Origin of the sequence: Pseudomonas sp., assembly GCF_030696055.1 — a bacterium.
Taxonomy (GTDB): Bacteria; Pseudomonadota; Gammaproteobacteria; order Pseudomonadales; family Pseudomonadaceae; genus Aquipseudomonas.
This window is the reverse complement of record NZ_JAUYNP010000217.1, coordinates 1-25,379: the sequence shown is the minus strand read 5'-3', so window position 1 is coordinate 25,379 and position 25,379 is coordinate 1. Positions and strand designations below refer to the sequence as shown.

Below are 25,379 nucleotides of genomic sequence, written 5' to 3'. Positions count from 1 at the left end.
GTCCAGCGGAATGCTGGTGTGCCCGCCCACCAGCAGGCGGCGCAGCTCTTCCGGCTTGAGTTCGTAGGCCTTGATGCCGACCCGCTCCAGGTTGTTGAACAGCTCGCGTTGGCGCAGGCAGGTGCCGTTCTTCTGGTAATGCTGCAGATCCAGGGTGCCCTGGTAGGCAAAGAACTGGTGGCCGAAACCGCAGCCCGGGCCGCGCCCGGCCACGCCTATCACGTGGGGGCCATGGGGTAGGGCGACTTCGACCAGGATATAGCTGGTGTCCGAGGCGAAGTAGAACTTGCGCGACTGCTCCAGGCTGTACTTACCGAAGCTCATGTCCGACATGCGCGCCAGGATCGGGAACTGCAGGGCGTTGATCGAGGCGGACTTGCCCAGGTTGTTGGCGCCGTACACCGACAGCGGGTTTTCCAACGGGAACAGGCCGAGGCTGTAGCCGGCGGTATTCAACAGGGCGAAGCGGCGGATGCCATAGCGTTCCTGGCTCATGCGTCTATCTCCTGGGCTTCGCGTTCTTCGGCCATGGCGCGGGCCAGGGCGTCTTCTTCGGACTCGTCTGTTTCAGCTTCGGCGAGGCTGATAATTTCGTCTTCGATGTCGTCATTGACCAGCACAGGCGTCGGCAAGGGCAGGGCGCTGTGCAGGGTGGCGGCCAGGTCGCGATCCTGCTGCACGCTCAGGCAGACATCGAGGAAGCGGTGCATGGGCGCGAGAAAGCGATAGATGCCGTTGTCTTCGCTGGCAAAGCCCAGCTGGGTCAGGCGGCGCATCACCTTTTCTTCCAGCTCCTCAACGGTGGTGACTTCGGCCTGGAGGAACAGGTCGCGGTACTTGTCCAGCAGCGCCGGCAGTTCGTCGCGGCCCAGGCTGCCGCCATCCAGCACGGCCAGCGGATCGCGGCCCTGATCGGCGAGATGCTCGACCAAGATAAAGGTGAACAGCGCCAGGCGCTGGGCGGTCTTGTTGACCTGGGCACCCATCTGCTCGGGGACGAAGTAGTAGAAACCGCGGCTGTCGCACACCAGCTCATAGCCGAGCGCCTTGAATAACGCACGGTACTGGTCCTGCAGATTGGACAGCTGGGCATAGAGTTCGGGATTGCTGCGGCTGAGGTGATAGCCCTTGAACAGCTCGCGGAAGATCGGCGCCAGTTGGCTCAGTTCGGAAAGATCAAGATGCATGGGATTCGGTCTTCAGCAGGGCCCCGGTTTTTGTCAGGGCATAGGAGCTCAGGCTGAGCTGGTGTTCGGCGGTCAAATAGTCGCGGCGCTCGAGGCGTTCGCGCTGGAAGCGGGCGTCGCGGGACAGGCGCGAGAACCAATAGAGCAGCTCGTCGGTGGCGCCCTCGGGTTCCTGCTCCAGCAGCCAGGTCATCAGGTCCGGCAGTGGCAGGGCCTGTTCGCAGCGCTCGAGCATCTCCCGCGCCGTGCGTGGCGCGCGTGGGGCTTCGCCCTTGCGCGTGGCGTGGGCCTTGGGGAACTGCACCGGTTTTGGCTGGAAGCGCGCCAGGGCGTAGACATAAGCCTCGACCTGGGAGGCTGTGCCGAGAAAGGTGCTTTGCGGGCGACTGAACAGCGGCAAGGAGGCTTGTGGCACGGAGTCCAGGCCTTTCTTGCGGATCGCCGCCAGGGCCAGGGCCGCGCCACGGGTCACGGCGTTGTGCCGGCGCGCTTCCTCGCGCAGCGGCAGCAGCAATTCGCGGGCCTTGCGCAGGGTCAACTGGGCGGTGGTCTGCATTTCCAGGATGCGCGCGTGGGTGCGCAGCAGCAGGTCGTCGTCCACCAGCTGGCCGAGGCGCTGCTGTTCGCCGAGCAGGCGCAACAGCACATGTTCGACGCGGTACACGCCCTGCTCGAAGGCGCCGTCGGCGGCCACCAGCTGGATCATCGGCTCGACGTATTCGTCCCAGGTGGCCAGCACCTCCGCGTAGCGCTGGCGCAGCGGAATCTGCCGATCCGAGGTCTTGGCCCGCTCGGCCACGCCGACCAGGGCCTGCTCGTCGTTGGCCAGCTTCTTCAGCACGTCGCGCACGCGCATATCCAGCAGGCGCAGCTGGCGCGCCAGGTCGGCGGCGTCGCGCACCTCGAAGGCGTCCTTGATATAGCCGGCCAGGCGCTCCAGGTGGCGCAGATAGGCCTCGATCTCCAGGCACAGGCCCAGGCGGTGCTCGCGGCGCAGGTAGGCGAGGAAGTCGTGGATCTGCGCGTTCAGTTCGAAGCGATTGGGGCTCTTGGCCACCGGCACCAGGATATCCAGGCGAATCCACTGGTCGAGCAGGGCGGTAATGTCCACCGGGGTGCTGTCCGGCAGCTGCGCGGCCAGCTGGTTGCGCAGCTCCACCAGGCTCAGGGTGCCGGCGTCGAAGCGCTCGCACAGCGGCTCGAGCAACGTCCAGTGTTCGGCGAGGGCGCGCAATACGCGCTTGGGGTCAATCATCGGGGCATCCGCTCCGCGAGCTGTTGGCAAAAGCGCGGATTGTACTGCATGGCGGCGCCAAGGCTTGAGTGTCAGTCATCGTCTGTTGGCTTGCCGATGCGGTTGTAACGGCGGGTGTGACCTTGGGTAACAGCCCGGCTGTGGCGTGACGGCAGCTGGGGTCGATTTTGCCGGGTTTTCTCGACTATGGGTCGGCACGCTAGCCCGGCAAGCTTTTTATAGTGGCTAGCAAGGCTCAGAGCCTGTTGGGTTATCCCACCTATAAGAATAAGGAAGCTGCCATGGGGCCTGTCGTTCGCCTTGCCAAAACCGCTATTGCCCTGCTGGGCGCGGGCCTGTTGAGCACTGCCGCCCAGGCCAGCATGGTGGAGATGGAGGATAGCGAACTGTCGGAGATAACCGGCCAGGCCTTTATCAACCTGACCACCGACAGTGCCAATGGCCTGGACTTCACCCGCATCAACTTCGGCCTGGATATGGCGGCCCAACTCAATATCAAGAAGCTGCAGCTGGGCCTGTATTCGCGCTCGGGCGAGGTGGCCAACTCGGCGGATATCGATATCAACAACTTTGCCCTGGGCTCGGTCAACGATGTCACCGGCCAGGTCAGCCCCTTCGTGATCAAGAACCCCTTCCTCGAGCTGGCCTATCAGGGCAACAAGGTGGTCGGCGTGCGCCTGGGCTTCGGCGAGGCGCAGGGTTATATGTCCGGCGATATCAACAGGATCACCGGCAATGTCGCGGTGGATCTGTATGGCAAGGGCAGTTACTTGGCTTCACAGATGAACTGCGCCTGGTATGACCTGATCTGCCACGGCGCCAAAGGCATGGTGGGTGGGGTTTATGCCAACAGTGATTTCAGTGCCCAGGCGCAGTTGGTGAACGGTGGCGGGGATCCCGATCCGGTACGCGCCACCATGATTGGCATGGTGGATGGGCAGCAACTGTCGATTCCCTCCGGTTCGGGCTTCGATAACTTTCTTCTCAGCCTGTTCACCTCGAATAACTGCGAACTGCAGAGCACCACCACCTGTTTCCCCCTGGCCAATTACGGCAGCTTTCCGATTGGCCAGGTCAATCCGGATACCCAGCAGTTCACCAATGCGGCCCGTGGCGTGTTCCTCTCCATGCAGAGCCAGAACGTGCAGTGGCGCGATCAGCAGGATGCCAGCCAGTTCATCACCGCCCTGGCCGGTGCCTTTATGAATATCCCGCGCAATGCCGATGGCTCGGCGGCGATCAATACCAGCTTCCAGGAGGCGTTCGATGGCATTCCACGCCAGGACACCTGCCTCGGTGGCGCGGATCGGGGGTGCTAAGGATGCGAGCGCTATTGTTGGGGGTGGCCTTGCTGGCCACAGGCCAGGCCCAGGCCGAACTGGTCGCCCTGCAAGACAGTGAAATGTCCGCGGTGCAAGGCGCCGGCATCGGCTTCGCCTTGGAGGGCATTCTGTTCGATGCCAGCCAGGCGACCATCACCATCAATGACATCACCAACGGCAGCGGGCAGAACGTGCCCATCTCGGTCAAGGAGTTCTACCTGGGGGCGACCGGTAGCAACAAGGGCGCCGTGCTCAACCCGGTCGACATCGGCCGCCTCAGCCAGCCCTTTACCCTTGGCCTGGCCAAAGGTGAGGACCTGCGCAGCCTGCGCGACGACGGCGCCTTGGTGCAGACCACGCCGAACAATCTCGCGGTACTGGAGTTTGCCTTTCCGGCCATGCTCAGCGGCGCGGGTGGGCAGGCCTGTATCAGTGGTTTCGCGGCGGCCGGCAGCAACTGCTCCAGCCGCGCCACGGAACGGGTCGATATGGGCATCCGCTTCGACTTTCAGGTCGCGCCCAATCGTATCGACGTGCTCAATCTCGATGTCACTGAGCTGGTCATGGACGGCTCCTACCTGCGCCTGTGGGGCGACAGCAGCCGGGCCCAGCTGGTCGGTGAGGCGCGTTTGAATATCTATGCCAAGACCCTGGAACTGATGTCCTGCGCCGCCGGCGCGGCTAACTGCGTGAGCGCGGCCGAGCAGGCTGCGCGCACCATCTACCTGACCAACTCCTACGCCAACGTGTCCCTGGGTTATGGCAAGACCCAGCCGCTGCTGTTCGATGTGTCGAGTAACGGTCAGTTCGTTCTGGAGCTATCCAACCCGGTGCTGGATCCGCTCAATCCCACGGCCAACGTCGATACCCGCAGTGGCATCGGCAAGGCCCGTGTCGATGACTTCTACGCCAATGCGCCGCGCACCACTATTTTTCTCGGCAACCTCAATTTCGGCGGCACCCGGCCGGGCGCCGGGCAGGTGCCGAGCGGTGGCTACAACTTCGGCCAGAGCGAAATCCGCGGCCTGAGCTTTAACTACTTGAAGGTGACCAGCCATGATCTCTAGAGGTGTGGTCGTGTGGTGTGTCCTGGCCGCCGCGCCAGCTTATGCCGAGCTGCAGGTGCTGGATGACGCCGCCCTGAGCGAGTTGAACGGCCAGGGCGGGGTCTACCTGTCGGGGGAGCTGAGCATCAACAAGGACGGCGGCGTGCTCTGGAGCACCCCCGCCAGCAACACGCCGAGCAGCTGGACCGCCACCCAGCGCAGTTGCGCCACCGTCGGCGCCAGCAGCCCCGAGCACTGCGGCATGCGCCTGGCGGTTCGTTCGGAGGCTGCGGGCGGCTGGTATGTGCTGGATAACCTCAAGGGCATCTTCAGCTTCGAAGGCCTGACCCTGCGCCCCCGCACCATCAACAGCGGTTTCAATGGCGATGGCGCCGGCTTCAATCAGGACGTGCTGGTGTTCGGCCTGCCCAATCAGGTGAAGTTCAAAGACGGCAGCTTTGCCTTCGGCGTGGCCAACCAGGGCGGCTGGCAGAACAAGGCCTTGAGTGTCGCCAATGGCGGTGACCCGGGCTATCAGCAGACCAATATCTTCTCGGCGAAGATCGACGGCAGCATCCGCATGCAGGGCAATGTCCTGATCTTTCCGAAGAACTGAGGAGCCGGGCCATGTCTCGCCATTCGCTGTTGTTGCTCGCCCTGCTCAGCCCGCAGATTCTGGCCATGCAGGTGCTGGATGACCAGGCGCTGTCGACGGTCAGCGGCCGCGATGGCATCAGCCTGCAAACCAGCGGCGCGGGCTGGTCGGCGAGCAGTATCGCGTACTCCCAGGATGGTCAGACCCTCAGCCTCAAAGGCGTCAGCAATACCCCGCAGACCCCGGGCAGCAGCTCCACCACCCAGATCGATGTGGTAGGCGGGCAGTTGCAGGTGCAGCACAGCGGCAGCGCCCAGGTGCTGAGCATCGACAATATCGAGCTGGCCGGCAGCAGCCAGAGTTTCGGCGCCTTTCGCGCCTTCTACACCCTGGGCGGCAGCCTCAAGCTGAGTGGCGGCGGGGCCAGCGGCGTCAGCGGTTTTTCCGTGGATGGCAGCCAGCTGTCGCTCAGCGCGGCGACCTTCTATTACCGCGACAATGGCTTCGACCTGATAGTCAAAGGCCTGTCCTTCGATACCTACCTGAACAACGCCTATGTCGACATCGTCAGCGGCGGCAGTGGCCAGGAAATCAAGCTGGACCTGGGCGACTCGCGCTTCGTCGGCTCGATTGCCGCCATCGGCCTCGACCTGGCCCATGGCGATCCCACTCCCGGGGTTGCGGTCACCCCGGACAGCCCGGATATGCGCGACCCTGAAGCCTCCCGCAGCTTCGGCAAGCTGAATATGGACCTGCATTTGGGCGGTAGCCTGAGCATCGCCAGCGGTGGCGCCAGCGGCGATGGGCTGCGCATCAAGCCCGATATCAGCATCACCAACAGCCTGTTCCAGTACCAGGATGAGGGCGTGCTGCGCGCCGAGAACTTTGCCGGCAACCTCAGTAGCACCTCGGGCATCACCCTGGATCTAGAGCAGGACGGCACGGGCAGTTACGCCAAGCTGGCGTTTCAGGACTTGCGGTTCAACGCCACCCTGGGCGGCTTGATCATGGGTAACCCGGCCAATCAGAAGCTTGGCAGCCTGGCCCTGGATCTGAATTTCCAGGACCAGGGCGCATGGCAGAACTGGCTGAAGCTGCGGCCCGGTGGCGACCCCAACTCGGGCTTGCAGGGCATCGGTGCGGACGTCAGTTGGAATATGCTCGACAGCTCGCTGTCGCTCACCGATAACGGCAACAGCCTGTGGTTCAGCGGCCTGCGCACCCATGGCAGCGGCCAGTTCAGTCTGGACCTGACCAAGAGCTGCGCGGCGGGCGTCAGCGCCGGCTGCTATGCCGGCAGCAACAGCGATCTCAATAGCGGCGCCTACAACGGTCACTTCGATGGCCTGCGCCTGGGGCTCGGCAATGTGAGCGGCAGCTATAGCTTCGATGGCCTGCGCGTGGGCCAGGCCGACTCGCCGCTGCAGGGCGGCACCGAGTTGCTGGTGCTGATGGAGATATTTCCCGCCTACGACTTCAGGCTGAACGGTCAGATCACTCTCAAGGCCGGCGGCGCGGTGGGCGATGGCCTGCGCTATAACGCCGATTTCTATGTGACCGAGGCCAACGCGGCGCTCACAGTGGATGAGAACGGCCGGGGCCTGTGGCTGTCCGGTAGCAGCTACGACATGCACTACCGCGAGGGCTCGCTGGATATCAGCAACAACGGCATCGAACTGCGCAAGGGCACCTATTGGTCGAAGCTGGACGTCGGCGATGTGCGCTGGGGCGATCGTTTGACCGGCACCAGCCTGGGCCGCCTGGTGCTCAAGCGCTACGAGCAGGGCTCGACCCTGGCGCTCAGTTCCGGCGGCGCCGGCGCACTCTGCATCGGCGGCAGCGGTGCCGATGCCGCGGCGTGTTCGGCCAGTGGCGGGCGCTGGGAAGACCGGGGCGACGAAGGCCTGTCGGTCAAACTGAAGAACGTCTACGTGCGCGACACCAGCGGCAACCCGGCCACTTCTGTGTCGACTAACGAGAAACGCAACCAGATCATCCTGGAGACCGGCCGGGTCAATGGCGTCAACGGCACGGGCAGCCAATTGGTGGTGGATAACTTCCATACCTCCGATGGCAATTCGGCGGACCCGGCGGCCAATAGCTACGGCTTCAATGTCGATATCAACCTGGACGTGGCCCCCACCAAGGTCTGTACCCCGAACGCCTCCGGCTGTACGCCGGTGAGTCCCGACCCGCTGGGCTTTGCGGTCAACGGCCGGGTGCACTTCAAGGAAGTGAATATCGATCGCCTGCAGCATGTGCACCCCGACGGTGGCGCGGTGACTTCGATGTACGGGATCAAACTGCAAAACGCCGATATCCGCGCCAACCTCACCGCCACGCCGATCAACTGAGTGGCGTCGTCATTGGTGGGGGGTAGCCTCTTACTGAAGGCTCTGCGCCCCACTCTGTAGGAGCCAGCTTGCTGGCGATCCTGTAGCCGCTATCGCCAGCAAGCTGGCTCCTACACGGACGTGGCAGGTGCTACCGGCAATCGCCAGTTGTACAAAATTTCTCCAATGCCCTTTCGGTATGCGCCGGTTATCGGCACAATTCGCCTCCACTTTTTGGGGAGGGGGTCGGCTCTGCTGATTTCCTGCCGGCCGACCTTGTATGGGCACACAGATGATCAAGACGCCGTACTACCTCATCGACAAGCAAAAGCTGCTGGGCAATCTCGAGAAGATCGCCTATGTGCGCGAACAGTCCGGCGCCAAGGCGCTGCTGGCGCTCAAGTGCTTCGCCACCTGGTCGGTGTTCGATCTGATGCAGCAATATATGGACGGCACCACGTCCTCGTCGCTGTACGAGCTCAAGCTCGGCCGGCAGAAGTTCGCCGGCGAGACCCACGCCTACAGCGTGGCCTGGGCCGACGACGAAATCGACGAGATGCTGGCCAACTGCGACAAGATCATCTTCAACTCCATAGGCCAGCTCGAGCGCTTCGACCAGGCCTGCGCCGGCAAGGTGCGCGGCCTGCGGGTCAACCCCCAGGTGAGCAGCTCCGACTACCTGCTGGCCGACCCGGCGCGGCCCTTCAGCCGCCTGGGCGAGTGGGACCCGGTCAAGATCGCCGGGGTGATGGATAAGATTTCCGGCTTTATGTTCCACAACAACTGCGAGAACGACAATTTCGAGTTGTTCGAGCAGATGCTCAATACCATCGAGGAGCGCTTCGGCCACCTGCTGCAGCAGGTCGAGTGGGTCAGCCTGGGTGGCGGCATTCACTTCACAGGCGAGGGCTATCCGCTGGAGCAGTTCTGCGCCCGCCTGAAGGCCTTCTCCGAGCGCTACGGCGTGCAGATTTATCTGGAGCCGGGCGAGGCCGCCATCACCATGAGCGCCTCCCTGGAAGTCACGGTGCTCGACACCCTGTTCAACGGCAAGCATCTGGCCGTGGTCGACAGCTCCATCGAAGCGCATATGCTCGACCTGTTGATCTACCGCCTCAACGCCAAGATGGCCCCCTGCGAGGGCGAGCACAGCTATATGGTGTGCGGCAAATCCTGCCTGGCCGGGGACATCTTCGGCGAATACCAGTTCGATCGTCCGCTGACCATCGGCGATCGCCTGTCGTTTATCGATGCGGCGGGTTACACCATGGTCAAGAAAAACTGGTTTAACGGCCTGAAAATGCCGGCCATTGCAGTACGACAACTCGACGGCAGCGTCGAGCTGGTTCGTGAATTTGGTTTCGACGACTACCTGCACAGCCTGTCCTAAGGCCTGCAGCGAGGGAGATAAATTGAAGAAGAATGTTCTGATCATTGGTGCAGGAGGTGTCGCCAAGGTGGTGGCCCACAAGTGCGCGCAGCACAACGACGAATTGGGTCGTATTGCTATCGCGTCGCGCAACATCTCCAAATGCCAGGCCATCATCGACAGCGTCCAGGCCAAAGGCAGCCTCAAGCAGCCGGCCGAGATCAAGGCCTATGCCCTGAACGCGCTGGATATAGAAGCAACCCAGGCGCTGATCCGCGAGACCGAATCGCAGATCGTCATCAACGTGGGCTCGGCCTTCCTCAATATGTCGGTGCTGCGCGCCTGCATCGAGACCGGTGCCGCCTACCTGGATACCGCCATTCACGAAGAACCGGGCAAGGTCTGCGAAACGCCACCTTGGTACGGCAACTACGAGTGGCAACACCTGGCCGAATGCCAGGACAAGGGCGTGACCGCCATCCTCGGCGTCGGTTTCGACCCGGGCGTGGTCAATGCCTATGCCGCCTTGGCGCAACAGCAGTACTTCGACAAGATCGAGTCGATCGACATCCTCGACGTCAACGCCGGTTCCCACGGCAAGTACTTCGCCACCAATTTCGACCCGGAGATCAATTTCCGCGAGTTCACCGGGCAAGTCTGGAGCTGGCAGAACAGCCAGTGGACCAGCAACAGCATGTTCGAAGTCAAACGCACCGACGACCTGCCGGTGGTCGGCGAGCAGAATCTGTACCTGACCGGGCATGACGAAGTGCATTCCCTGTCCAAGCACCTGAACGTGCCCAACGTGCGTTTCTGGATGAGCTTCGGCGAGCACTACATCAACGTCTTCACCGTGCTGAAGAACCTCGGCCTGCTCTCCGAGCAGCCGGTAACCACCGCCGAAGGTCTGCAAGTGGTACCGCTGAAAGTGGTCAAGGCCGTGCTGCCGGATCCGGCTTCCCTGGCGCCGGGCTATAGCGGCAAGACCTGCATCGGTGACCTGGTCAAGGGCAGCAAGGACGGTGCGCCTGCCGAGTTGTTTATCTACAACGTCGCCGACCACAAGGACGCCTTTGTCGAGACCGATAGCCAGGGCATCTCCTACACCGCCGGCGTACCGCCGGTCGCCGCCGCTCTGCTGGTCGCCCGTGGTGACTGGGACGTAGCGCGCATGGCCAACGTCGAACAGCTACCGGCCGAGCCGTTCCTCAAGCTGCTGGACATAATGGGCCTGCCGACCCGGATCAAGGACGCCAACGGCGACCGCCCCTGGGATCAGTTGGTCTGATCGGCCAACAAAGCCCGCCTATTCGGCGGGCTTTGTTTTTGCAGCTGGATATTGTGCAAATGTGGTACAGGTGCGCCGAAGTCCCCGTCAGAAGGCCGAGCGCAGGTGTTGCGCAGGGGGACGAGCGGCATGGATGCCGCGAGAAGCGTAAAGGGTCAGGGACGGCCCTTGTACGCTGGCCCCCGGAGCGACACCGAAGTGAGGGCAGTCTGGCCGCAGGCCAGACCCGGATGTCGGGGCGCATTCTCTTTGGTTACTTTCTCTTGTGCGAACAAGAGAAAGTGACGCGCCCGAGGGGGCGCAATTAGAAGGTGCAGAGGATAGCGTTGTGGCGGTCATCGCTTCGGCGCCCTGATGTCTGGCGATAGGATTGCCAATCCAGCGTCAAGCCGCGCTTAGCCGAAAACTTGTGAAACTGTTTTGGCGTTATCCCAGGCATATCCGGGTTATGCCCCGGATATGCCTGTGGCTGCGGCCAGCTATCGACCACGCTTCCCGCCCGCGGCATTTCACGCGACAATCGCGGCTTATCGACATGGGCCCCAACGTTGGGCCTGTGCTTCTGCGCATCCGTGAGGAAACCAGCATGAGCAGCAACGACCGCGTCATTATTTTCGATACCACTCTGCGCGACGGCGAGCAGAGCCCCGGTGCCTCCATGACCGGTGAAGAAAAGCTGCGCATCGCCAAGGCCTTGGAGCGCTTGCGTGTCGACGTGATCGAGGCCGGCTTCGCCATCGCCAGCCCGGGTGACTTCGCCGCGATCAAGGCGATTGCCGATCACATCAAGGACAGTACCGTGTGCAGCCTGTCGCGGGCGCTGGACGCCGATATCGACCGCGCCGCCGAGGCCCTCAAGGGCGCCAACAGCGGGCGTATCCACACCTTTATCGCCACCAGTCCCATCCATATGCAGTACAAGCTGCGCATGCAGCCGGATCAGGTGGTCGCGCAGGCGGTGCATGCGGTCAAGCGCGCGCGCAACCTGTGCGCCGACGTGGAGTTCTCCTGCGAGGACGCCGGCCGTTCCGAGCTGGACTTCCTCTGCCGCATCATCGAAGCGGCGATCGACGCCGGCGCGCGCACCATCAATATCCCCGACACCGTCGGCTATGCCATTCCGCACCAGTACGCGGAAACCATCCGTCAGCTGCTCAACCGCGTACCCAACGCCGACAAGGCGGTGTTCTCCGTGCACTGCCATAACGACCTGGGCCTGGCCGTGGCCAACTCCCTGGCGGCGGTGGTGGCCGGTGCGCGTCAGGTCGAGTGCACCATCAACGGTCTGGGCGAGCGGGCCGGCAACGCCGCGCTGGAAGAGATAGTCATGGCGATCAAGACCCGCGAAGACCTGCTCGGCGTGCACACCCGCATCGACACCCCGCATATCCTCAGCACCTCGCGCCTGGTCTCCGGCATCACCGGTTTCCCGGTGCAGCCGAACAAGGCCATAGTCGGCGCCAACGCCTTCGCCCACGAGTCGGGCATCCACCAGGACGGCGTGCTCAAGCACCGCGAGACCTACGAGATCATGTCGGCGCAGTCGGTGGGCTGGAATACCAACAAGATGGTGATGGGCAAGCACTCCGGGCGTAACGCCTTCCGTAGCCGCCTGGAGGAGTTGGGCATCACCCTGGCCAGCGAGGTCGAACTGAACGCGGCCTTCGCCCGCTTCAAGGACCTGGCCGACAAGAAGCACGAGATTTTCGACGAAGACCTGCAGGCCCTGGTGTCCGACACCCTGGCCGAGGAAGCCCCCGAGCACTTCAAGCTGGTCTATCTGGAAGTGGCGAGCAAGACCGGCGAAGTGCCGCAGGCCAAGGTGGTGGTCAGCGTCGACGGCACCGAGCAGGGCGGCAGTGCCCAGGGCTCCGGCCCGGTGGACGCGACCTTCAAGGCCATCGAGGCGATCGCTGCTTCCGCCGCCAGCCTGCAGCTGTACTCGGTCAATGCCATCACCCAGGGCACCGATTCCCAGGGCGAGGTGACGGTGCGCCTGGAGAAGGGCGGGCGCATAGTCAACGGCAACGGCGCCGACACCGATATCCTGGTGGCCTCGGCCAAGGCCTATATCAATGCCCTGAACCTGATGCAGGCCGGGCTGAAGGCCCATCCCCAGGTGGCTGACGTTTGATTGCAGAGCTGCGTCGCCGCGCTTATCTAAGCGCCATGCAGGTTGTCAGTTGGCTGCCGCGGGTGGAGCTGCCGTTCGCCGCGCCGTCGCGCCCGGAACTGCTGCAAGCGCCTGCCGAGCCCGAGCCGCAGCCCCTGCCCGTCCAGGAGCGGGTGGCCGAAGCCGCACCGGCCTACCAGGCGCCGTCAGCAGAGGCCCCTAACCAGGCTGAGCCGCGGGCGAAGATCGAGGTGCCGCGGCCCGCGCTGGTGGCGCGCAACGCCAAGCCGGAGGCCGTTGAGCCCGAGGCCGAAGCCGCTACGCCCAAGGCCGCTTCCGTGGCGCCGCCGCGTTTCGCCCTGCAATTGCTGCGCGCCGGGGCCTGCGCCGTGCTGGTCGAGTTGCCCACCGGCGAGGCGCTGCAAGGCCGCGATCCGGCTTATCTATTGCTCAAGGACCTGCTGCGCGCCGCCGGCCTGCCGGACAGCCCGCAACTGATCGGCGAGCCGGTGCGCTGGCCGCTGCTGGTGCGCGGCAGTCTGGATCAAGGCCCGCAGGCGGCGCTGGAATATGTGCAGAGCTTTGTCGGCGCGCGCCTGGAACAGCAGGAGCCTTGCAGCTGCCTGTGGCTGGTCGGTTTGCCGGCCATCCGCTTTGCCGGCGAAGCCGACGCCGCAGCCTATAACCGCGAATTGCAGATCGAAGGCCTGGGCGCCGCCTGGGCACTGCCCGGCCTGGAACTATTGATGGATGAACCGGAGCGCAAGCGCGAGCTGTGGCAGGCCATGCGCCGGGTGCGCCAACGCTGGTTAGCAGACTCTTGAAAACTACCTGCGTTGCCGCTGCTGCGTTAAAAATGGCCTCGAAGTGCTCATTTACTGCAGTAAACTCCGCCTTCGCGGCCATTTTTGCCTTGTGTCGGCGTCCTCGCCTACGTTTTCAAAAGCCTCCTGAGCCAATCTGAATGACTGATGCGATCAACTTCCGCCCCATGACCGAGGCGGATATCGATGCGGTGCTGAAGATCGAGTACGCCGCCTTTAGCCATCCCTGGACCCGCGGCATCTTTACCGACAGCCTGAAGACCTACCACTGCTGGCTGATGTTCGAAGGCGAGCAGCAGGTCGGCCACGGCGTGATCCAGGTGATCCTCGACGAAGCGCACCTGCTCAATATCACCGTCAAGGCCGAGAGCCAGGGCCGTGGCCTGGGCTTGCTGCTGCTCGAACACCTGATGCAGCAGGCCCAGACCCAGGGCGCCCAAGACTGCTTCCTCGAAGTGCGCGCGAGCAACCAGGGCGCTTACCGCCTGTACGAACGCTACGGCTTTAACGAAGTGGGCCGGCGCCGCGACTACTACCCGGCCGCGGGCGGGCGCGAGGATGCATTGGTAATGGTCTGCCCGCTGTTCGACTGAACTGCCACGCTGGCGCCGGGTTTCGGCCAGACGCCGCCACTACCCAGCCTGCCGACTGCTGGCGAGCCTGTCTTGGTAGCCCGGATGTAATCCAGGGGCGTTATCCAGCATCCTCCCGGATTGCATCCGGGCTACGAGCTGCGTAGCGCCTTATCTCAGCGGCCTCGCCATTAAAAGGCCTAGCCGCGGGCTATGCACCGCTGGCCGACTCTGCAAGACGCACGCTGCAACCTTGGCCGCTGACTCTATTGGCTACAGTTCGCGGCGCCATCCGCCGCTGCCCTGAGGCTTGGCCTGTCGCATACTGGCCCGCGCCGCCTGCCGAGGCGGCTGTGTCCGGCCAATTGTCTTAAGGATCTGTCATGCGACTGCTTCGCCCGTTGCTCGCTGTCTGCTGTCTGTGCGTCGCTGTCCAGGCCTTCGCTGCCGAGCGCAGCTTTACCATACTGCACACCAACGACTGGCAATCGCGTTTGCTCGGTTTCGGCCCGAACAACGAATTCACCCCGGCGACGCTCAATGACGACGATACGGTCGGTGGCGTGGCGCGCCTGGCCACCTTGCTCAAGCAGCGCCGCGCGGCGGCCGGTGAACAGGCGGTGTTGCTGCTCGATGGCGGCGACTTCAGCATGGGCACGCTGTTCCATACGGTCACTCGCGAGCTAGGCGGCGAACTGCGCCTGATGACCGAGCTGGGCTACGACGCCGCGACCCTGGGCAACCACGAGTTCGATTTCCGTCCGGCGGGCCTGGCCGCCATGATCGGCGCCGCCCATCGCGCCAAGGGCGAGGCGCTGCTGCCCTTGCTGGCGAGCAACCTGGGCTTCGACCCGGCGCGCCGGGAAGACGATAGCCTGCAGGCGCACTATGAGGCCGGGCGCATCCTGCCCTACAAGCTGATCGACAGGGGCGGCATCCGCTTCGGCTTGTTCGGCCTGCTCGGCAATAACGCCGTGGCGGTCAGCCCCATGATCAAACCGTTGCACTTCGCCGATCCGGTGGCCACCGCCACGGCCATGGTCGCCAAGCTGCGCGCGGAGGGCGCCGAGGTGGTGATCCTGCTGTCGCATATGGGCGTCATCCAGCAGGCCGACGGCAGCTGGCGCGGCGAGGAGGTCGAGCTGGTCGAGCAGGTGCCGGGCATCGACATAGTGGTCGGCGGCCATTCCCATACCGCCCTGGCCCAGCCGCTGTTGGTCAACGGCCGCACCCCGGTGATGCAGGCTGGTTCGGAAATTCAGCACCTGGGTGAGCTGCACATGCGCCTGGACGACAGCGGCAAACCGCAGCTGATCGACTACCGCCTGCACCCGATCAACGACCGGATCGCCGGCGATGCCGCCATCACCGCCGAGGTCGAGGACTTCAAGCGGGTGGTCGGCGAGCGCATGCTGGCGCCCAAGGGCTATGCCTTCGACCAGCCGCTGGCCAAGGTGGACAAGACCCTGACCCGCGAATTCGACGACCCTATCCTCGCCAACCTGGTGACCGACGCCCTGCGTGAAGCCACCGGCAGCGACTTTTCCTTTACCGGCAATGGCACCATTCGCGACAACCTGATCGAGGGTCGGCATGGCGTGCAGGGCGTATCCGACCTGTTTCGCATCGCCCCGCTGGGCATCGGCGAGCTGGACGACGCTCCCGGCTATCCGCTGATCAAGGTGTATGTCACCGGCCAGGAATTGAAGAATGTGCTCGAGGTGCTGTTGCTGGCCTACCAGATGCGCGACAGCAAGAGTTATTACCCGCGGGTCTCGGGCCTGCGTTTCAGCTACAACCCCTGGCGTGTGCCGTTCGATCGGGTCAGCCGCATCGAGATCGGCGATCCGCTCAAGGGCTATCGGGCGCTGGACCTGCAAAACCCGCGGCTGTACAGCATCGGCGCCACCAGCTATGTCGGCAGCTTTACCTGGCTGATCGGCGATCTGAGCAAGGGTCTGCTCAGCGTGCAGCCCAAGGATGCCCAGGGCCGGCCGCTGAGCGAGCTAAAGGCGGCGATCATCGATGCCGACCCGGCGCAGCCCGGCGTGCAGGAGTACAAGGAATGGCAGGGTCTGCTCGAGCATATCCGCCGCCTGCCGGATATCGATGGCGATGGCCTGGCCGAAATCCCCACCCAGGGCGCCGCGGCCGAACAGCGCATGCGGCGCGCGCCGAGCCTGTATCCGGCCGAGCTGTACCGCTACGCCGGGCCCTTGCAGTGGGGCGTCAGCGGGCTAATGCTGGGCGCTGTGCTGCTGATTATGGAGCTGCTGCGCCGGCAACTGCGGCGCAAGCAGGCTGCGCGACTAAAAGAGCGGCATGTGGCTGCGCTGCAGTAGCGGGCGCGCGGTGCTCAAATGCCGTGGCGGGGTGCTCTCCAGGCCGCGGTATTGGGGCCATAGGCGCAGGCCTGGTGTTTGACGAAACCTGGTTTGGCTGGTTGACCCGTTGCCGCGCGCCTGTGACTGCGGCAATAGCCCGCTTGTCAAAGGCCATGAGTGCTCCGTATGGTGCGCATCGACGAATCCGGGAGCTGAGCCATGAGTGACTTACAACACCTCTTCGACAACAACGCACGTTGGGCCGAGGCGATCAAGGAAGAAGACCCGGAGTTCTTCGCCAAACTGGCCAAGCAGCAAGCGCCGGAATACCTGTGGATCGGCTGCTCCGATGCGCGGGTGCCGGCCAACGAGATAGTCGGTCTGCTGCCGGGCGACCTGTTCGTGCATCGCAACGTCGCCAACGTGGTGCTGCACACCGACCTCAACTGCCTGTCGGTGATCCAGTACGCGGTGGATGTGCTCAAGGTCAAACATATCCTGGTCACCGGCCACTATGGCTGCGGCGGCGTGCGCGCCTCCATGCAGGACGCCCAGCTCGGCCTGATCGATGGCTGGCTGCGCAGCATTCGTGACCTCTACTACGAACACCGCGAGCACCTGGCACAGCTGCCGACCGAGGAAGAACGGGTCGACCGCCTGTGCGAGCTGAATGTGATCCAGCAGGTGGCCAACGTCAGCCACACCACCATAGTGCAGAACGCCTGGCATCGCGGTCAGGAGCTGGCGGTGCACGGCTGCATCTACGGCATCAAGGACGGCCGCTGGAAGAACCTCAACGTCGCCGTCAGCGGCATGGAGCAGTTGCCGCCGCAATACCGCCTGCGCCCCCTCGGCCAGAGCTGAGGCATGCGCGACTCCGCTCGCGGCGCTATTGCCGGCTTGCTTCTGGCGACCCTCTGCTGGTCCGGTAACGCCTTGGTGGCGCGCGCCTTCGCCGGGGAGATCCCGCCCTTCGCCCTGGCGTTCTGGCGCTGGAGCCTGGCCCTGGCGCTGTTGCTGCCCTTCGTGGTCAAGCCGCTGTGGCGGCATCGCCAGCAGGTGCGCGCCGCCGGCTGGCGCTTGCTGGTGCTCGCCGGCATGGGTATCGCCGGTTACAACAGCCTGCTCTACAGCGCCGCACAAAGCACCGCGGCGATCAATATCACCCTGGTCAACACCTGCCTGCCGCTGATGATCTTTATCGGCGCCGGCCTGCTGCTCGGCGAATGGCCGCCGCGCCGCGCCTGGTGGGGCATGGGCCTGGCGGCCATTGGCCTGTTGGTGCTGATCAGTCAGGGCAGCTGGGCCAGCCTCAATGCATTGGCGTTCAACAGGGGCGACCTGATCATGTTGCTGGCCGTGGCCGACTGGGCGCTCTACTCCTTGCTGCTGCGGCGCTGGGCCCAGTACCTGCTGCCGATCCCGGCGCTGGCCCTGCTCGGCCTGCTGATGCTGCTGGGCGTGCCGCTGATCCTGCCGTTCTACCTGTATGAGCTGGCCCAAGGCGCGCACTTCGACCTGAGCCCCAACAACCTCGCCGCTATCGGCTACGCCGCCGTGTTCGCCTCCCTGGTCGCCTATCTGGCCTGGAACCACGCCATCCGTGTGCTGGGCGCGGCCAAGGCGGCGCTGTCCAACTACCTGATGCCGGTATTTACCGCAGTGCTCGGCTGGTTGCTGCTGGGGGAGGGCTTGCAGAGCTACCACTGGCTGGGCGCGCTGCTGATCTTTGCGGGGTTGCTGTTGGGCACCCAGCGGGTGGGCAAGGCTGCTTAACGGTCGCAGGCTCGATGCCCAGGGTGGCGTTGAGCGCAGCGCTTATGCCAAGGGAGGCGCGATGGGACAGGGGCGGCCCCTCTACGGCGCGATAAACTGCAAATGGCCCAGCATAAACTTCACGGCTACAGCCCAGCCGATAAGACCCAGCACGGTCAGTGCCGAATAACCTGCAACTATGCCCAGGGCTATCTGCTTCCATAGCCCGGCGTACGGCGCGCGCGGGTTGCTGCTGTGCATGGGCCGTTCTCGTTCTGCTCTGATTTCTTCGAAATCGTTCTTCACTCGTCCTCTCCAGTGTTCGCCTATGCCAGCACTTATGTGGGCTGTTACTGCGCGGTGTTGGCCTTCTTTACCGCCGCAAGCCAGGCCTGATTCAATTGATACTGCTCGCTATCCAAGCCCGGGGCCTGCATGGCTGCCAGGTGCTGATCGATCTCCGCCTGCATCCGGCTGAGGGCGCTGGAGTTGGCGTCCAGCTGGTGCATCTGTGAAAAAGGGACCGTGGAAAAGGGACCGGAAAAGGGAACCGATTTATTTTCCCTAAATCTCGATTTGCTGCTTTGACCCCCGCTCTGCGATTGCCAATGCGGCAGGTATATCACCTGCCGAACCAGGCTAAGCCTGCCTAAGGTTGCCCTGCCTGCAGTTGCATAATCCACGGCTCTAAACGTCTGCCAAAGGCGACTTCTGCATTAAACACTTTGTCTTTACTCGCATAGGGAAAGTCCGGCTGTGCTTTGCGTAGCGGCAGGCTGTCGAATATTGCATGCCAGCGCTTTGGCAGGTTGAGGCTTTGCGCGACGGGTATCTCTGCATAGCCGCCTATCTGCCAAACCCAGCGCTTTTCCTGGGGGCGTGGGTCGGGGCCTTCTCCCGACCAAGCAAGCAATTCACTATTGGCCGCCACGCGCACCTTGCCGCGGACTATGGCGTAGCGCTGGCGGTCGGGGTAGCGCGTGCGCAGCCTGTGCTGGTCCAGCCCGGCATCGATGACGAATAGGCGGCTGGCCCTGTGTTGTTCTTGCTCCAGGGTCTCGCGTGCGCGCTCTGCTTCGTTTTTCAAGTTTTTATTCTTGGGCGCAAGGGCATGCAGTTGCTGGGCGCTGTCGTATTGCTCGCGTGCCAGCAGCAGTTCGCGCTGAGAGCTCGGGCCATCGAGCTCCAGTACCAGCAGGGCGTCGCGGTCCAGTTGGCGGCGATAACGCTGCACGCTGTCTTCGTTCAGTTCGCTGGGCACGCTGAAACCCAGCTCGGCCATTTTCTCGGCGTTCAGGGGAGGGCTGCGGTTGTCATCGGCTTCTCGGCGGGGCCAGCGATAGTCCAGGCGCAGGGCGACGCTGTTGTTTTCCTTGCGCCAGAAGGAATAGCTATTGTCCAGCTCGCGCTCGGACAGGTGCAGGCGGCTGTCGGCGGGCTCGCTGCGGTTCCAGGCGACGCCGGTGAGGGCTATGGCGTTGACCAGCACAATCAGGCCAAGGCCTGAGACTAGGGCGTGTGTGCGTGTCCAGTTCATTGGGCGGTGCCTCCGAGCAGGCTATGGCCGCTGCGCAGGCGGCGCAGTATCAGCAGGATCACTACCGCGGTCAGCCCCAGCACCAGGAAGAACAGGTACTTGGGCATGCTCTCCCACCACCAGTCGAACAGCTTGGTGTAGAGGAAGATCACAAAGAAGGTCAGCCCGGTATTCACCACATCCGGCCATTCGCGGCGCACGCCGAGCCAGATGACGGCGGCGGCAGCGATGAAGCCGAGCAGCTGGTAAGCGTTTTCTATACGCTCTGTGGGGTAGTCGAAATAGCTGCCGGCGCCCCAGTTGGCCAGCACCAGGATCGGCAGAAATAGCGCCAGCAAACCGAACACCCGGTAGAGCATGGCGAAACCATCGAAGCGGCGCTGGTTGATCAGCAGTGGTACGGCAAAGATCAGCAAGGCCGCGGGGATAAAGTTCTCGGGGCGTTCACCGAAGCCGAGCCAGTAAATCCCGCTCCAGGTACCAACGCGCGCGGCGATAAAGGCCAGCACGCAGAGGATGCCGGCCGCCAACAGCAGGCGTGCGCCGCAGGCATAGGCCAACAGCAGGGCATAGGCCGCCCAGGGCAGCAGGGCTTTGTCGGAGGGGGTGATATTGAAGATCTGCCCGAGCATGACGATGTTCAGGACAAAACAGGTGAACGCTATCAGCGCCGCCAGTTTGCTGAAGTAGCCCGAGCTGTCGCGGTGCTGCACCCAGAGGGTCAGGCAGAACGAAGAGCCGCTGGCAGCGAGCAAAATCGCTACCTGGCTGATCTCGCCGAACAGCCCCCAGAATTGATAGAAGAGGAAAAACAGGCTGGCGGCCAGGGCCAGTGCGCCGAGGAATGAGGCGATGCGCATGCCCAGCGACAGCTGCCGGGCCTGGCTGTTGTGGTCGATATCGAAGGCGGTGCGGTAGCTGTGCAGCAGGCGCTGTTGATGGCTGTGCAGGCTGGCGCGTTGCGGCTCGTTGAGCTGCAACACCTGCTCAGCTTCGAGGCGCGCGAGTTCGCGGTTGAATACGCCGATATCGTCGGCGCGTTGTTGGGCATCACTGCGGTTTAACGTCGGCATGGCAATCCTTGCTGCGGGGGCGCCGTGGGGTAGGTGGGCAACACTCTAGCGACAAACGCCCATCCCTGCGAGACGCCTGGATGCACGATCTGGCCTCGCGTCTTGCCGGGTAAATGGCGGCGGCGCCTGAGGTTATCCCGCAGCGGATCTGCAATTGTCATGGGTGATGCGGGGTAGGGCGGAGCCGGGAAGTCTCAGGGGCAAATCTCAGATGCAGAGTCGAATGAAGTCTTTAAGCATTCGTCGCTGCTCCTTATCCTCGGCTCGCGTTGGAGCGGGGCTCTTACTGCGCGGCGTTGGCCTGCTTCACAGTCTCCAGCCAGGCGGGATTCAACTGATGCTGGTCGGTATCCATGCCCAGGGCCTGCATGGCTGCCTGGTGCTGGTTGATCTCTGCAACTAGCTGGCTGAGGGCGCTGGAATTGGCGTCCAGCTGGTGCATCTGGCTGAGCCCCAGATGATAAAAGCGCAGCAGTTTCATCGCAGTCGGGTCTTGGGCCGCTACGCCGGCGCTGACGTGGTGCATCACGTTGGTAATGCTCATCAGGCTGCGTTTGAGTTGCCAGCCGTAGACGGCCGCGGCCATCCAGGGCTGCTGCCAGAACTTGAAGCGGACCAGCGCCACGCTCAGCACCAGTCCGGCAATGACACCGCCCAGATTCCAGCGAAAATTATCGCCGCCAGGCTCGCCGAACAGCCTCACGGAGAGGGTGGATAGCAGCATGCTCAGCAGCAAAAAGATCAGCACAAGGATCAAGGTGCTGCGGCGCGTCTGCTGGCGGTATTTTTCAGGATTCAACGGCTTGATCTCGAACATCACTCCCACAGGACTCCTCTGTTGAGCGGTTAACAAGCGTGCGGCGCATTATCACCTGTAGAAGTGGCACCGGCGCGATTAACTTGGCCTGAGCTAAGTGGCTGGCTCAGGTTTCCCGCTAGCTGCTTGAGGTGCACGGTGCTTGGTCGCGTGGCCTGAAGGTGCGGGCCCTGGCTGTTATCCAGGGATGCGCTTAAGCCAACCGCTAGTTGTGCCGTATCACCCAGTAGGCAAAAAACTCAGACAACAAAAAAGGGCTTAGCTTTCGCTAAACCCTTGTTTTGTTTGGTGGCTACGCAGGGACTTGAACCCCGGACCCCAGCATTATGAATGCTATGCTCTAACCAGCTGAGCTACGTAGCCGAGTGGCGCGCATTATTCGCGTCTTGGAGTTGGCTGTCAACCCTGCGGTGCGAAATTTTCTGCGCGCGATCAAGCGCTTAGACGTTAAAGCGGAAATGCATGACGTCGCCATCTTTGACTATGTAGTCCTTGCCTTCCAAGCGCCACTTGCCGGCTTCCTTGGCGCCGGCTTCGCCCTTGTACTGGATAAAGTCGTTGTAGGCGATGACTTCGGCGCGGATAAAGCCTTTTTCGAAGTCGGTGTGGATCACGGCGGCGGCCTGCGGGGCGGTGGCGCCGACTTTCACGGTCCAGGCGCGCACTTCCTTCACGCCGGCGGTGAAGTAAGTCTGCAGGTTGAGCAGCTGGTAACCGGCGCGGATCACCCGGTTGAGGCCGGGCTCTTCCAGGCCCAGGGCTTCGAGGAACATGTCTTTTTCTTCGCCGTCATCCAGCTCGGCGATTTCCGCTTCGATCTTGTTGCACACCGGCACCACGAGGGCGCCTTCTTCGTCGGCGATGGCCTGGACCACGTCGAGCAGCGGGTTGTTGTCGAAGCCGTCTTCGGCGACGTTGGCGATATACATCACCGGCTTGCTGGTGAGCAGGTGGAAGCCCCTGATCAGTTGCTTCTCGTCGTCGCCCAGGGTTTTCATCAGGGTGCGCGCCGGCTTGCCTTCGCTGAAGTGCGGGATCAGCTTCTCCAGCAGGGCTTTCTGCGCCACGGCATCCTTGTCGCCACCCTTGGCGTTGCGTTGCACCTTGTAGAGTTGTTTCTCGACGCTGTCGAGGTCGGCGAAGATCAGTTCCAGCTCGATGATCTCGATGTCGCGCTTGGGGTCGACGCTGTTGGACACGTGGATCACGTTGTCGTCTTCGAAGCAGCGCACCACGTGGGCAATGGCGTCGGTCTCGCGGATGTTGGCGAGGAACTTGTTGCCCAAGCCTTCACCCTTGGAGGCGCCTTCCACTAAGCCGGCGATGTCGACGAATTCCATGGTGGTCGGCAGCACGCGTTCCGGCTTGACGATCTCGGCCAGGGCCGCCAGGCGGGCGTCGGGCATCGGCACTATGCCGCTGTTCGGCTCGATGGTGCAGAAGGGGAAGTTCTCTGCCGCAATACCGGATTTGGTGAGGGCGTTGAACAGGGTGGACTTGCCGACGTTGGGTAGGCCGACTATGCCGCAGTTGAATCCCATGGTGTGTCCCTCGCGCGAATGGCGGTAAAGAGTTAAGAGGTGGCTTTCTGGCTGTGCAGCTTGTGCATCGCCTTGCTCCAGTCGCCGGCGAGCATTTCCGGCAGTACGCCGAGGGCGAAGTCGATGCTGGTGTCCAGCAGTTCCTGCTCGCTGCGCGGGGCGCGGCCGAGGACGAAGTTGGAGACCATGCTGCTGTGCCCGGGATGGCCGATGCCAAGCCGCAGGCGGTAAAAACTGTTCTGATTGCCGAGCTGGGCGATGATGTCGCGCAGCCCGTTATGCCCACCGTGCCCGCCACCCTGTTTGAGTTTGGCGACGCCTGGCGGCATATCGAGTTCGTCGTGGGCCACCAGAATGGCTTCCGGCGCAATGCGGAAGAAATTCGCCAGTGCCGCTACGGCTTGGCCGCTGCGGTTCATAAAGGTGGTGGGGATCAGTAGACGAACGTCGCGGCCCTGATGGCTGAACTTGCCCACCAGGCCAAAATACTTTTTGTCGAGACTCAGGTTGACCCGCTGGCTGTCGGCCAGGCGCTCAACGAAAAGGGCCCCTGCATTATGCCGGGTCTGGTCGTATTCGGGGCCGGGGTTACCCAGGCCAACGATCAGTTGTACGGCGGTCATGTCAGGAGCCCTTTGCTGGAAATAGCCCGGCAGAATCGCATGCCGGGCTGGTTTCCGACGCTGCGCGAATTACTCGGCAGCGCCTTCGTCTTTAACCACGCGGGAGGCGTGGATGTTAGCCACTGCCAGGTCGTTGCCATGAGCCAGTGCCACCAGCTCAACGCCTTTCGACAGTTTCAGGTCGGACAGGTGCAGGATCTGACCCACTTCAACGGCAGCCATGTCGACTTCGATGAATTCCGGCAGGTCTTGCGGCTGGCAGGAAACTTCAACTTCAACCAGGGTGTGGGACACTTCGCCACCTTGCTGCTTCACGCCAACCGAACCTTCTTGGTTGAGGAAGTGCAGCGGAACGTGAGCGGTCAGTTTCTGGCCGGCGACAACGCGAACGAAGTCGGCATGCATCACATAGCCTTTGGCCGGGTGACGCTGCAGGGCTTTGATCACAACGCTTTCGTTGCTGCCGGCTACGTTCAGGCTCAGCACGTGGCTGTAAGCGGCTTCGTTTTCCAGCAGTTTGGCCAGTTCTTTGGCCAGCAGGCTGATCGATTGCGGGGCTTTCTCGCCACCGTAAATTACGGCAGGAACCATGGCCACGTTACGACGCAGGCGGCGGCTCGCACCTTTCCCCAGGTCGGAACGCACTTCGGCATTCAGGGCAAATTCAACAGTCATTTCACTTCTCCAAAATAACCAAACCGCCCTTTACGCTTGCGACCAGCGACCGGACGGTTGGGTAAAAAGCCTTGCCGTCAGGGCAGGGCGTTTGCGCTCAGGGCTATGTCCGAATTAACGGAACATCGCGCTGATCGATTCTTCATTGCTGATGCGGCGTACCGCTTCGGCGACTACCGGGGCGATATCCAGTTGGCGAATACGCGAACAGGATTGCGCGGCGGCGGACAGTGGGATGGTGTTGGTCACCACCAGCTCGTCGAGTACGGATTTTTCGATGTTTTCGATCGCACGACCCGAGAGTACCGGGTGGGTGCAATAGGCGAAGACTTTGGCCGCGCCGTGTTCTTTCAGGGCTTTGGCCGCGTGGCACAGGGTGCCGGCGGTATCCACCATGTCGTCGACCAGGATGCAGGTACGGCCTTCCACGTCACCGATGATGTGCATCACTTCGGATTGGTTGGCTTTCTCGCGGCGCTTGTCGATGATCGCCAGGTCTACACCCAGGGATTTCGCCACGGCACGGGCGCGCACTACACCGCCGATGTCCGGGGAAACGATCATCATGTTGTCGAAGCGCTGGTCTTCGATATCGTCCACCAGTACGGGGGAGCCGTAGATGTTATCTACCGGGATATCGAAGAAGCCCTGGATCTGATCCGCGTGCAGGTCGACGGTAAGAACCCGGTCGATACCTACTACGGTAAGCATGTCAGCCACGACTTTGGCGCTGATGGCCACGCGGGCGGAACGCGGGCGGCGGTCCTGGCGGGCATAGCCGAAGTAGGGGATGACTGCAGTAATTCGGGTCGCTGAGGAGCGGCGGAAGGCGTCTGCCATCACTACCAGTTCCATCAGGTTGTCGTTGGTTGGCGCGCACGTCGGTTGAATCAGGAAGACGTCTTTACCGCGGACGTTTTCGTTGATTTCAATCATGATCTCGCCGTCGGAGAATTTACCGACCGAGGCATCACCGAGGGGAATGTGCAGCTGACGTACGATACGTCGCGCCAGATCGGGGTTAGCGTTCCCCGTAAAGACCATCATCTTGGACACGCGCAGTACCTGCCGGCTGAGGGTATACCTGGATGAGTATAGAAAATGGCAGGGGCGGCTGGATTCGAACCAAC

The 25,379-nt window shown here is 62.9% G+C and carries 23 protein-coding genes, 1 tRNA gene and 1 pseudogene; 12 read left to right on the top strand and 13 right to left on the bottom strand.

Features of this window, described 5'->3' with window-relative positions; genetic code table 11:
* The 3 genes and pseudogenes from Q8Q83_RS12510 to mksB all read right to left on the bottom strand — a co-directional run.
* A pseudogene (locus Q8Q83_RS12510) lies at positions 1-495 on the bottom strand (chromosome partitioning protein ParA); the annotation flags it as partial.
* The gene (mksE, locus tag Q8Q83_RS12505) at positions 492-1,187 is read right to left on the bottom strand and encodes an Mks condensin complex protein MksE (protein WP_305624176.1); all 696 of its coding nucleotides are present in this window, start codon (positions 1,185-1,187) and stop codon (positions 492-494) included. The gene mksE and the pseudogene Q8Q83_RS12510, both read right to left, overlap by 4 nt.
* Positions 1,177-2,442 (bottom strand): Mks condensin complex protein MksB, encoded by a 1,266-nt coding sequence (gene mksB, locus Q8Q83_RS12500; RefSeq protein WP_305624174.1) that lies wholly within the window; start codon positions 2,440-2,442, stop codon positions 1,177-1,179. The genes mksE and mksB overlap by 11 nt, the downstream gene beginning before the upstream one ends.
* Before the next feature lie 281 nt (positions 2,443-2,723).
* Between mksB and Q8Q83_RS12495 the strand changes: the two genes are divergently transcribed.
* The 12 genes from Q8Q83_RS12495 (at position 2,724) to Q8Q83_RS12440 (ending at position 18,004) form a co-directional block, all read left to right on the top strand.
* On the top strand, positions 2,724-3,761 hold the full coding sequence (locus Q8Q83_RS12495; RefSeq protein ID WP_305624172.1) for a DUF6160 family protein: 1,038 nt from the start codon (positions 2,724-2,726) through the stop codon (positions 3,759-3,761).
* A 2-nt stretch (positions 3,762-3,763) separates the two neighbouring features.
* The gene (locus Q8Q83_RS12490) at positions 3,764-4,831 is read left to right on the top strand and encodes a hypothetical protein (protein ID WP_305624170.1); all 1,068 of its coding nucleotides are present in this window, start codon (positions 3,764-3,766) and stop codon (positions 4,829-4,831) included.
* On the top strand, positions 4,821-5,426 hold the full coding sequence (locus Q8Q83_RS12485) for a DUF6160 family protein (protein ID WP_305624168.1): 606 nt from the start codon (positions 4,821-4,823) through the stop codon (positions 5,424-5,426). Before Q8Q83_RS12490 ends, Q8Q83_RS12485 begins: the two co-directional genes overlap by 11 nt.
* An 11-nt stretch (positions 5,427-5,437) precedes the next feature.
* Positions 5,438-7,759 carry a DUF6160 family protein gene (locus Q8Q83_RS12480; protein WP_305624167.1) on the top strand — a complete coding sequence of 774 codons (2,322 nt, stop codon included), beginning with the start codon at positions 5,438-5,440 and terminating at the stop codon, positions 7,757-7,759.
* 271 nt (positions 7,760-8,030) lie between these two features.
* Complete coding sequence (locus Q8Q83_RS12475) at positions 8,031-9,128, top strand: carboxynorspermidine decarboxylase (protein ID WP_305624165.1); 1,098 nt, start codon at positions 8,031-8,033, stop codon at positions 9,126-9,128.
* Between the two features lie 22 nt (positions 9,129-9,150).
* Positions 9,151-10,395, top strand: coding sequence for a saccharopine dehydrogenase family protein (locus Q8Q83_RS12470; protein ID WP_305624164.1), 1,245 nt, complete (start codon positions 9,151-9,153; stop codon positions 10,393-10,395).
* Positions 10,396-10,981: 586 nt separating this feature from the next.
* Entirely contained in the window at positions 10,982-12,529 is a 1,548-nt protein-coding gene (locus Q8Q83_RS12465) for a 2-isopropylmalate synthase (RefSeq protein ID WP_305624162.1), read from the top strand.
* Complete coding sequence (locus Q8Q83_RS12460) at positions 12,526-13,332, top strand: energy transducer TonB (RefSeq protein WP_305624160.1); 807 nt, start codon at positions 12,526-12,528, stop codon at positions 13,330-13,332. Before Q8Q83_RS12465 ends, Q8Q83_RS12460 begins: the two co-directional genes overlap by 4 nt.
* 140 nt (positions 13,333-13,472) lie before the next feature.
* A complete protein-coding gene (gene rimI / locus Q8Q83_RS12455; protein WP_305624158.1) occupies positions 13,473-13,925 on the top strand; it encodes a ribosomal protein S18-alanine N-acetyltransferase in 453 nt (150 codons plus the stop codon).
* A 362-nt stretch (positions 13,926-14,287) separates the two neighbouring features.
* Positions 14,288-16,246 (top strand): bifunctional UDP-sugar hydrolase/5'-nucleotidase, encoded by a 1,959-nt coding sequence (locus Q8Q83_RS12450; RefSeq protein ID WP_305624156.1) that lies wholly within the window; start codon positions 14,288-14,290, stop codon positions 16,244-16,246.
* 201 nt (positions 16,247-16,447) lie between these two features.
* The gene (can, locus tag Q8Q83_RS12445; RefSeq protein WP_305624154.1) at positions 16,448-17,092 is read left to right on the top strand and encodes a carbonate dehydratase; all 645 of its coding nucleotides are present in this window, start codon (positions 16,448-16,450) and stop codon (positions 17,090-17,092) included.
* A gap of 3 nt (positions 17,093-17,095) precedes the next feature.
* Entirely contained in the window at positions 17,096-18,004 is a 909-nt protein-coding gene (locus Q8Q83_RS12440) for a DMT family transporter (protein ID WP_305624152.1), read from the top strand.
* A gap of 81 nt (positions 18,005-18,085) precedes the next feature.
* On the opposite strand, the gene Q8Q83_RS12435 is transcribed toward Q8Q83_RS12440, so the two are convergent.
* From Q8Q83_RS12435 to Q8Q83_RS12390, 10 genes are all read right to left on the bottom strand, one after another.
* Entirely contained in the window at positions 18,086-18,244 is a 159-nt protein-coding gene (locus Q8Q83_RS12435) for a hypothetical protein (RefSeq protein WP_305624151.1), read from the bottom strand.
* Positions 18,245-18,333: 89 nt separating this feature from the next.
* Positions 18,334-18,492 (bottom strand): DUF3087 family protein, encoded by a 159-nt coding sequence (locus tag Q8Q83_RS12430; RefSeq protein ID WP_305624149.1) that lies wholly within the window; start codon positions 18,490-18,492, stop codon positions 18,334-18,336.
* 140 nt (positions 18,493-18,632) lie between these two features.
* Positions 18,633-19,520: a DUF4824 family protein gene (locus tag Q8Q83_RS12425; RefSeq protein ID WP_305624147.1), complete on the bottom strand. Its 888-nt coding sequence runs from the start codon at positions 19,518-19,520 to the stop codon at positions 18,633-18,635.
* Positions 19,517-20,593 carry a DUF2157 domain-containing protein gene (locus tag Q8Q83_RS12420; protein WP_305624145.1) on the bottom strand — a complete coding sequence of 359 codons (1,077 nt, stop codon included), beginning with the start codon at positions 20,591-20,593 and terminating at the stop codon, positions 19,517-19,519. Before Q8Q83_RS12420 ends, Q8Q83_RS12425 begins: the two co-directional genes overlap by 4 nt.
* Positions 20,594-20,876: 283 nt before the next feature.
* Positions 20,877-21,410: a DUF3087 domain-containing protein gene (locus Q8Q83_RS12415; RefSeq protein ID WP_305624144.1), complete on the bottom strand. Its 534-nt coding sequence runs from the start codon at positions 21,408-21,410 to the stop codon at positions 20,877-20,879.
* Between the two features lie 286 nt (positions 21,411-21,696).
* Positions 21,697-21,773: transfer RNA gene (locus Q8Q83_RS12410), tRNA-Met, on the bottom strand.
* A gap of 77 nt (positions 21,774-21,850) precedes the next feature.
* Positions 21,851-22,951: a redox-regulated ATPase YchF gene (gene ychF / locus Q8Q83_RS12405; protein ID WP_305624142.1), complete on the bottom strand. Its 1,101-nt coding sequence runs from the start codon at positions 22,949-22,951 to the stop codon at positions 21,851-21,853.
* Positions 22,952-22,983: 32 nt separating this feature from the next.
* A complete protein-coding gene (gene pth, locus Q8Q83_RS12400; protein WP_305624140.1) occupies positions 22,984-23,574 on the bottom strand; it encodes an aminoacyl-tRNA hydrolase in 591 nt (196 codons plus the stop codon).
* Positions 23,575-23,643: 69 nt separating this feature from the next.
* Complete coding sequence (locus Q8Q83_RS12395; RefSeq protein ID WP_305624138.1) at positions 23,644-24,249, bottom strand: 50S ribosomal protein L25/general stress protein Ctc; 606 nt, start codon at positions 24,247-24,249, stop codon at positions 23,644-23,646.
* Between the two features lie 114 nt (positions 24,250-24,363).
* Entirely contained in the window at positions 24,364-25,305 is a 942-nt protein-coding gene (locus tag Q8Q83_RS12390) for a ribose-phosphate pyrophosphokinase (RefSeq protein ID WP_305624178.1), read from the bottom strand.
* Between the last annotated feature and the right edge of the window lie 74 nt (positions 25,306-25,379).